The organism is Paenisporosarcina sp. P4_E4_2, assembly GCF_056401595.1.
The window spans coordinates 1-8,929 of sequence record NZ_JBFUJC010000111.1 but is presented as its reverse complement, the minus strand read 5'-3'; the positions used below and the strand labels follow the sequence as shown (position 1 = coordinate 8,929).

General features: G+C 39.4%; 14 protein-coding genes. 13 read left to right on the top strand and 1 reads right to left on the bottom strand.

Annotated elements, in window-relative coordinates:
• Positions 1-304: rhomboid family intramembrane serine protease (locus AC1DSB_RS09695; RefSeq protein ID WP_477586604.1), on the bottom strand; the 304-nt coding region annotated here is incomplete at its 3' end.
• Between the two features lie 70 nt (positions 305-374).
• On the opposite strand from AC1DSB_RS09695, the gene acpS reads away from it, so the two are divergent.
• From acpS to AC1DSB_RS09630, 13 genes are all read left to right on the top strand, one after another.
• On the top strand, positions 375-728 hold the full coding sequence (gene acpS, locus AC1DSB_RS09690; RefSeq protein ID WP_477530981.1) for a holo-ACP synthase: 354 nt from the start codon (positions 375-377) through the stop codon (positions 726-728).
• Between the two features lie 57 nt (positions 729-785).
• Positions 786-1,796, top strand: a complete 1,011-nt coding sequence (locus AC1DSB_RS09685; RefSeq protein ID WP_477586602.1) for a LolA family protein — start codon at positions 786-788, stop codon at positions 1,794-1,796.
• Between the two features lie 41 nt (positions 1,797-1,837).
• On the top strand, positions 1,838-2,947 hold the full coding sequence (gene alr / locus AC1DSB_RS09680) for an alanine racemase (RefSeq protein WP_477530983.1): 1,110 nt from the start codon (positions 1,838-1,840) through the stop codon (positions 2,945-2,947).
• Positions 2,948-3,077: 130 nt separating this feature from the next.
• Entirely contained in the window at positions 3,078-3,359 is a 282-nt protein-coding gene (locus AC1DSB_RS09675) for a hypothetical protein (protein WP_036660331.1), read from the top strand.
• Between the two features lie 4 nt (positions 3,360-3,363).
• Complete coding sequence (locus AC1DSB_RS09670; protein WP_016429759.1) at positions 3,364-3,714, top strand: type II toxin-antitoxin system PemK/MazF family toxin; 351 nt, start codon at positions 3,364-3,366, stop codon at positions 3,712-3,714.
• Positions 3,715-3,856: 142 nt separating this feature from the next.
• A complete protein-coding gene (locus tag AC1DSB_RS09665; protein WP_477530984.1) occupies positions 3,857-4,687 on the top strand; it encodes an RsbT co-antagonist protein RsbRA in 831 nt (276 codons plus the stop codon).
• Positions 4,684-5,046, top strand: a complete 363-nt coding sequence (locus AC1DSB_RS09660) for an STAS domain-containing protein (protein WP_016429761.1) — start codon at positions 4,684-4,686, stop codon at positions 5,044-5,046. The genes AC1DSB_RS09665 and AC1DSB_RS09660 overlap by 4 nt, the downstream gene beginning before the upstream one ends.
• 2 nt (positions 5,047-5,048) lie before the next feature.
• On the top strand, positions 5,049-5,450 hold the full coding sequence (locus tag AC1DSB_RS09655; protein ID WP_016429762.1) for an anti-sigma regulatory factor: 402 nt from the start codon (positions 5,049-5,051) through the stop codon (positions 5,448-5,450).
• 13 nt (positions 5,451-5,463) lie between these two features.
• Positions 5,464-6,468 carry a SpoIIE family protein phosphatase gene (locus tag AC1DSB_RS09650; RefSeq protein ID WP_477530985.1) on the top strand — a complete coding sequence of 335 codons (1,005 nt, stop codon included), beginning with the start codon at positions 5,464-5,466 and terminating at the stop codon, positions 6,466-6,468.
• 76 nt (positions 6,469-6,544) lie between these two features.
• Complete coding sequence (locus AC1DSB_RS09645) at positions 6,545-6,874, top strand: anti-sigma factor antagonist (RefSeq protein WP_016429764.1); 330 nt, start codon at positions 6,545-6,547, stop codon at positions 6,872-6,874.
• 2 nt (positions 6,875-6,876) lie between these two features.
• On the top strand, positions 6,877-7,347 hold the full coding sequence (gene rsbW, locus AC1DSB_RS09640) for an anti-sigma B factor RsbW (RefSeq protein WP_016429765.1): 471 nt from the start codon (positions 6,877-6,879) through the stop codon (positions 7,345-7,347).
• On the top strand, positions 7,325-8,107 hold the full coding sequence (gene sigB / locus AC1DSB_RS09635; protein ID WP_016429766.1) for an RNA polymerase sigma factor SigB: 783 nt from the start codon (positions 7,325-7,327) through the stop codon (positions 8,105-8,107). Before rsbW ends, sigB begins: the two co-directional genes overlap by 23 nt.
• Positions 8,107-8,706 (top strand): PP2C family serine/threonine-protein phosphatase, encoded by a 600-nt coding sequence (locus tag AC1DSB_RS09630; RefSeq protein WP_477530986.1) that lies wholly within the window; start codon positions 8,107-8,109, stop codon positions 8,704-8,706. Before sigB ends, AC1DSB_RS09630 begins: the two co-directional genes overlap by 1 nt.
• Positions 8,707-8,929: the final 223 nt, after the last annotated feature.

The following is an 8,929-nucleotide window of genomic DNA, read 5'->3' as shown; positions in this document are numbered from 1 at the left end:
TGAAATAAATGGTTAAAAAACGGACTTTTCCTGCAAGCTTTTCAAGTTCAGGTCCAAACAAATATAGTGAAAACATATTGAACAGTAAATGCATTAAACCTGCGTGCAAAAACATTGGCGTGATGAAACGCCACCATTGTCCATCGGAGATTAGGTAATTGACACCTGCTCCATAATTAAATAGCACTGGGCCAATGACTGGGACTAATGTAAGCAAATGAATGATAACATTAAGGGCAATAATTGTAGAAACCACTGGGTAAGACTTAATGTATTGTGAAAAATTTTCTGTACGACTAAACATGAATTCACCTCGAATTTCTATGTAAATATTATACCGTGAAAATGCCATGGGTTGAAAGGAGAAGTGTTGCATGATTAAAGGAATTGGCTTGGATGTGACAGAAATTGAACGTATCAAAGATGCACATATGCTTACGACTAAATTTAAAAGCCGTATTCTGACTGTACGTGAATTGGAGCGCTTTACTAATTTGAAAGAAGCAAGACAACTTGAATTTTTAGCTGGTCGTTTTGCAGCGAAAGAAGCATTTGCAAAAGCATTAGGGACTGGCATAGGCAAGCATTGCAGCTTTCAGGATATTGAAGTGATTTCAAACAGTGTGGGAAAACCTGTCCTGTATTTTAAAGGACAAGAAGTCAACGGTCATGTGAGTATTACACACACAAAACAATTCGCCGCAGCCCAAGTAATATTGGTTGAATAATCCCTGTCCCTCTTTCATAAGATGTTTTAACGGATCGATATGAGAAAGGGTGGATTTATGCGTAGCCGTTTATTTGCAGGGTTAGTTGTACTGTTAATGCTTTTGTTAACAGCATGTGGGGCAGAGTCAAAAGAAGATGTGTTGAAGAAGTTGAGTAGTAAATGGGYTGACACGAAAGGGTATGAGTTAGAAGCACAGATGCAAATCAGTACAGGTTCTGAACCACGTCTTTACGATGTCAGTGTGTGGCACACAAAACCAGAATTTTACCGAGTGAAAGTTAGCCAAGCGGAAGAAGATGTTTCACAAACGATTGTTCGAAATAAAGAAGGCGTATTTGTGATTACCCCTACATTAGGTAAGACTTACAAATTCCAGAGTGATTGGCCGGAAAAAAATAGCCAAGCCTATTTAATCGGGTCTTTAGCACAAGATATTAAAGCGGATAAAGCGTCAAAAATGACAGAAAACAAAAATTCGTATATCTTTGAAACAAAAACTAGAAACAGTCATCAAAAAATGTTGCCGACACAACAAATCCATATCAGTAAGAAAACATTACTTCCGACAAAAGTATCTATCTTAAATGATCAAAAACAAGAACAAATCTTGATTACTTTTGATAAGATTACATTAGGAACTTCAAGAAGTGCTGCCGATTACAAAGCGGAGATGCCTTCTGAAGAAAAAACAGAGAATGAAACTGCAAGTAAAGATGCTGAGGTACCAGTATTCAAAACGCATTACCCTTCTTTACAGTGGGAAGGCGTAGATAAGCTGGAGGAAAAAGTGATTAAAAATGATACACAAGAACGAGTAATCATGACGTATGGTGGTAAAAAAGAGTTTACGCTCATTCAATCTCCAATTACGAAAAAATCTGTTGACTTAGTACCTGTTTTTGCTGCTGGCGACCCTGCCGATCTTGGATTTGCAATCGGGGCCATCACAGATCAATCAATCACTTGGGAACAGAACGGCATTCAATTCTTCTTAGCATCAGATTCGATGTCTCGTGAAGAAATGATAACAGTGGCTTCATCGATGACTGCAGATGATTTAAAATAAAACAATTATTATAACTATCGTACTTTAAATGAGGTATAACCATGCAACCAGCTAATTTTTATCGACCAACATTCGCACAAATTGATTTGAATGCAATAAAAATGAATATACTTAATCTGAAGAAACATATTGGTCCATCTAGTGATGTGATCGCGGTAGTAAAAGCAAATGCTTATGGACATGGTGATTATGAAGTTTCGACTGCTGCAATAGAAGCGGGGGCAAGCATGCTTGCCGTTGCCACACCAGATGAAGCGATTCGATTGCGGGAAAGTGGCATCGAATCGCCCATTCTTGTGTTAGGTGCATCTCCCCCATCCTTTGCAAATGCTGCCAGCCAGCACGATATTATGCTTACCGTTTTTCAAAATGATTGGTTTCTTCACATTCCGTCCTTACCCAAAAAGCTGAAAATACATATTAAAATTGACACTGGCATGGGTAGGTTAGGTGTAACTACGGAATCAGAATTAAGCACGCTTATTCAAACTATCAATCATCGACAAGATGTCGTGATTGATGGCGTCTTTACTCATTATGCGACGGCTGATGATAAAGATATGGACCAATTTACACGTCAGCTAGAAAAGTTCAAAACGTTTTTGCATTGCTTTCCTGAAAAACCACGATGTATTCATACTGCGAACAGTGCAGCTGCATTGATGCACAAAGAATCACTATTTGACGCAGTACGGTTTGGGATCTCGATGTACGGAATATCACCATCAGCACATGTTGATAATGGACTTCCTTTTCCATTGGAAAAAGCAATGAGTTTGCATACAGAAGTTGTGCATGTCAAAAAAGTGACTAAAGGTTCTACAATCAGTTATGGTGCTACTTACACTGCCGATGAGGAAGAGTGGATAGCCACACTTCCAATCGGTTATGCGGATGGTATGCTCCGGGGGTTGAGTGGACAAGAAGTATTGATYCAAGGAAAACGCTTGCCGGTCATCGGAAGAATTTGTATGGACCAGTGTATGGTTCATCTGGATGGACATGTTCCGGTTGGCGAACCAGTTGTGTTAATTGGAAGACAAGGAAATGAACTAGTAACCATTGAAGAGTGGGCACAGAAACTGCAAACAATATCGTACGAAATTCCTTGTGTACTGACGAATAGGGTGCCAAGGACATATCCGCAATAGTGTTCGACATAAACCGACTAAACTAAAAATATTGTCAGATATTTTCCTTCTTTGTCTTCTCATACCAAGTTTTGAATGGTAAGATAGAAAAGTATTGAAAAGAGGGACGGGTTTGTCGGAGGTGTTGACTGTGAATGAAAAGAGAGAAACAAAGGAAGTTATCGTAAAACTCCCACGAAAATTTGTGAACGATCTTGATAGACAGAAAGAGCAACAACTGGCTGAGCCAGGAGAGTTTGTTTATATTTCGACAAAAAAAGTGATTAAACATGTTCAACCCAATCTTATACGAGAAGCGATGATCAAGGGCTACGTGGAAATGTCCCATATCAACTTGTCAATTGCAAGCGAGTGTCTGCATTTGGAATACGAAGCGGAGCATACGGTGGAGCGTCTCGTAAGCGGAGGATGAAATCTTGAACGTAAAACGTGGTGACGTTTTTTTTGCTGACTTATCACCAGTAGTCGGGTCTGAACAAGGTGGAACAAGGCCCGTTCTGGTGATACAAAACGATATCGGGAATCGTTTCAGCCCTACAGTCATCATTGCGGCTATCACTGCGCAAATTCAAAAAGCAAAATTACCAACACATGTAGAAATCAATGCTAAAAAGTATGGGTTTGAACGGGATTCTGTTATTTTGCTTGAACAATTGCGTACGATTGATAAATCGCGGCTGACGGATAAAATTACCCAGCTGGATGATGTACTGATGGAAGAAGTAGATGAGGCGCTTGAAATTAGTCTCGGCCTCGTAAAGTTTTAATCATACATAATAAAGGACATCGTGCGCAGATTTTGTGTACGATGTTTTTTTGGTCCAATTTAAAACACGTGTGTAGTTGGCAATTTTCAGATACAATAGCAGGAACATATGAATTTGATTCGAGGAGGCTTCACCAAACTATATGAATAAACAGATGGCAACATTCATTCAAGATAATATAGATGAAATACTTGTCAGATGGCAGGAATTAATGAAAGACGATTCAGAGGAACGTTTCTTTCAAATAATGTCGCAAGATGTCATCGACAAAACAAGTCGTGAATTTGCAGAGTTAATGATTTCCAACCTATTTGAAGGTGAGAAAAACTATGTGAATCGCCTGAACGAATTTACTAGCAAAGTTGTTCGATTTGGCTGGTCAATCAGCTTTGTAATGAAAGCAATCACTCATTTTTCACAAGTTGTATACGATATGTTGGAACAAAATGAAACCATCACAGAGAGCAATATGAAGGAATATGTTTTGGTTTTCGCTAATTGGATTACACCTATGCGTGATGGCATTGTAGAAACGTATGCTAAAACATGGGAACGTACTGTGCAATTGCAAAAAATTGCGTTACAGGAACTTTCAGCATCATTGATCCCGGTTTTTGACAAAATCTCAGTTATGCCACTTGTCGGCACAATCGACACAGAGCGTGCAAAACTGATAATGGAAAACTTGTTGGACGGTGTCGTAAAACATCGTGCTGAAGTCGTGTTGCTGGATATTACGGGCGTACCAGTTGTGGATACAATGGTTGCACATCATATCATTCAGGCAGCAGACGCAGTTCGTTTAGTTGGGGCGAAGTGTATGTTGGTCGGAATTCGTCCTGAAATTGCACAAACAATCGTCACTTTAGGAATTAATTTGAAAGATTTCACTACTACAAGCACTTTGCAACGTGGTGTTGAACAAGCATTGGCGTGGACAAACCGCAAAATCGTGGAGGTGGAAGAGGAATGAACTTACGTATTCCAATTTTGAAATTAAAAGACTGTCTGATTGTTTCAATTCAATGGGAGCTTGATGATCAAACTGCATTACAATTCCAAGAAGATTTACTTACCAAGATGCATGAAACAAGTGCGCGTGGAGTAGTTATCGATTTAACACCAATCGACTTTATAGACTCTTTTATCGCTAAAGTTCTAGGAGATGTCATCAGTATGTCTGGATTAATGGGTGCCAAAGTGGTTATTACAGGAATTCAGCCCGCGGTAGCAATTACACTTATCGAATTGGGAATTCGTTTAGATGATGTGATGACAGCATTAGACTTAGAGAATGGTCTTGAAAAACTCCAACGAGAATTGGAGGCCTAAGTATGGGGTATCGGTCTTCTGTAGAAATTTTAACTGAGTGGGACATTGTTGCTGCTAGACAACTTGGTCGTAACGAAGCAAAAGAAGTGGGCTTCGGCACGGTTGATCAGGCACGTATCACAACAGCAATCAGTGAACTGGCTCGTAATATTTACTTATATGCGGGAAAAGGTAAAATCGAAATTGAACGTATATCAGAAGGCGGATCATTTGGCATTATTATTATTGCATCAGACGAAGGACCGGGAATTCCCGATGTTCGTAAAGTGATGGAGGATGGCTTCTCTACTTCTGGTGGATTAGGTGCTGGTATGCCTGGAGTAAAACGTTTAATGGATGATTTTAAAATAGACACAGTTTTAGGTGAAGGAACCGTAATAAAAGCGACGAAGTGGATTCGTTAGGGGGTTAGATTAAATGCCTCAAGAAATTGAAAGGCAATATAAGGAAATACTCCGACAATATGTCATGCGTCAAACAGAGCAGAATTTATATGCAGGTCAAAACTTCAGCCGTCAACTTATACAAAAAAACATAGCTCCCGAAGAGGTAATTAGCATACATAAGGCAGCACTAGAAGAAATGTTTCCGGAGTTGCCAATGAATGTTTGGAATTCATTTGATTTGCTAATCGAAATGATGATCCGTTATGGGCTTGCTCATGCAGAACATCAGAGCTTGTTGGAACAGCAGGAAGAAATGAAGGTTGAAATGGACTTAGCTGCCAATGTTCAACGAACTTTATTGAAAACAACTGTTCCGAAAGTTTCTGGTTTGGAGATTGGTCTTGTTTCTGTGCCGGCTCGTAAAATGAATGGGGATTATATTTATTTTCTCAGCGACGATTTGAATAATGCTGGCGTTGCAGTTGCTGATGTCATCGGTAAAGGAATTCCTGCTGCACTATGCATGTCCATGATCAAATATGGGATGGACAGTTTACAGGATGCAACTTCCGATCCAAAAAAAGTATTGGATGTTATCAATCGCATTGTTGAGAAAAGTGTCAATGACGATATGTTCATCTCCATGTTTTACGGTCGCTATAATGTTGAACAATCAACCTTTACATACGCCTCGGCAGGTCACGAGCCTGCCCTTTTTTACGATGCTCAAAAAGAAGAGTTCTCTGAACTTCATGCAAAAGGTCTTTTGCTGGGTGTTGTACCGAATGTCACTTATACACAGCACGATGTCAAAATGGAATGTGGCGACTTTGTTGCGATGATGACGGATGGTGTGACGGAGTGCAGAACGGATGAAGGTTTCATTGAACAGGAAATCATTGCGTCTTTGATTTATTCATTACGACACGAATCTGCTCAAACAATTGTAGATACCGTGTTTAAAGAACTGGAAAAAATGCAAAATTTTGAGCTTCGTGATGACTTTACACTCGTTATTTTCAAAAAAACATGTTAAAAGGTTTCAAAAAGATATCGAAGTGGTATTAAGTAATTATCAATTAAGTTACAGTGGATGGACGGGGTGTCAATAGATGAATATTCAAGTCGTGATAAAAGAAGAAGAGAATTTCGTTAAAGGTTTTATTAGCGGAGAAATCGATGCATTTACAGCACCGATACTTCGTGAAAAATTAGCTACTGTACAGCCTAATGATGGCTTGCAAGCAGAATTAGACATGTCGGATGTATCATATATGGATAGTACTGGATTGGGTGTTATTGTCGCGTTTTTCAAGAATATTAATGCCATTAACGGCCATGTTAAGTTAACGGGATTATCGCCTCGTCTAAAGAGATTATTTGATATAACTGGTCTTGGTGAAATTATGGATATTGAGACAGACGATAAAGGTGGAAACTGATCATGAGACCATTTGATTATGTAGAGATTCGAGTGCCTGCAAAACCCCAATACGTGGGTGTTGCCCGTTTAACTATATCCGGATTGGCCAGTCGAATTGGCTTTACATACGATGATATCGAAGATTTAAAAATCGCTTCTTCAGAAGCAATCACTAATGCCGTGCAACATGCTTACACTGGAGTTGATGAAGGTGAAGTTGTTGTCGGATGTGCACTCTATCCAGACAAAATTGAAATCATGGTATCAGACCATGGTAAAAGCTTTAACTTTGAAGAAACAAAAGCCAAAGTTGGACCTTATCACGAACAACAAGAAGTACAGTTTTTACGTGAAGGTGGACTTGGTTTGTATTTAATTGAGACATTAATGGATGAAGTGAAAGTCCACCACCAAGAGGGCGTAACAGTCTTTATGACAAAGTATGTCGGAGAAGAGCAGGTGGAAGAGAATGTCGAAACTATCTCCTCCTAATCATCAAACTAAAGAACAAATTCTCGAGTGGATTAAAGCGTATCAAGAGTCTGAAGATGCAGAAGCTCAAACCAACCTGGTGATAAATTATCAACGACTGGTTGAGTCCATTGCACGGAAATATTCAAATGGGAAATCATATCACGAAGATATTGTACAAGTTGGCATGTTAGGTTTACTTGGTGCTATCCGTCGATACGACCCTGAGTTTGGCAGAACGTTTGAAGCCTTTGCAGTTCCAACAATAATTGGCGAGATTAAACGTTTTCTGCGTGATAAGACATGGGCAGTACATGTTCCACGTCGCATTAAAGAGCTCGGACCACGAATAAAATCTGCTGTTGAAACGTTAACCACAGAACTTCAACGTTCACCAAAAATCGTTGAAATCGCTGAATATCTCGAAGTAGATGAAGATGATGTATTAGAAGCAATGGAAATGGGTAAAAGCTACCAAGCTCTTTCGATGGACCATTCTCTTGAATCTGATTCGGATGGAAGTAGCATTACTTTATTTGACGTTATTGGCCAGCAAGATGATGGTTATGAAAAAACAGATCAGCGTATGTTAGTAGCAAATGCACTCAGTGTTCTTTCTGAACGGGAGAAACAAGTCATCCAATTTACATATATTGATCAGTTAAGCCAGAAAGAAGCCGGTGACAAACTCGGTATTTCCCAAATGCATGTTTCCCGATTACAACGAAAAGCTATTAAAAAGTTACAAGATGCAATTCTTGCAGCTGGTGGAGTGTCGTAATGAACTCGATACGACATCCTTTTTTAGAGGTATTCGTCTATCAGGAAGCAAAAGAGGGAAACAATGAATCGGGAGATACGTATTTCACGTATATGAATGAGGAGTATTTTTTATGTGCTATTGCTGATGGCTTAGGCAATGGACCAATTGCGAGACAATCATCTGAAATCATTCCGATGATTTTGGCCGAATACCATCATGAAACAATTGATGAATTATTGCTGAGATGCAACAAATTAATGTTCCAAAAACGTGGCGCTGCTGTAGCGATTACCAAAGTCAACTTTTCTGCTAAGACCATTGCATATAGCTGTGTAGGAAACATCAAGTTTTATATGACTAGAAGAGATGACGATAAAATGATTTACCCACTACCAGTAATGGGTTATTTATCGGGAAGACCTCAAAAGCTTCGAACTCAAATTTATTCCTATAAACCGGGTGATTTGTTCCTTTTTCATTCCGATGGTGTCGTCTTAGGAAACCCTAAGAGCACGATGAGAAGTAGTACAGGAGCCTATGATTTGCACCAAACATTAATACAAACAATTAAACATGGTGACGATGCAACATTTATCGCCGGTAGCCTGCTCCAATAAAATGGAGCGGGTTTTTTTGTGTCTTAAATTGGTTTGGATTTCGTTTCATCCAAGATTAGCTATGTCTAGCTCCACGCGTCACTTAGTGCTCTGAAAGGCGAAGCATTCTCTGCATCTGCTAAGAGCCTATTCATTTCCTTGTGTCAGGCAAGAGAGGCGCTTTACGCTTTTCTTATGTTAAAATAAATGGATGTAAAGCGAAAGGATGATATGTCACATGGAC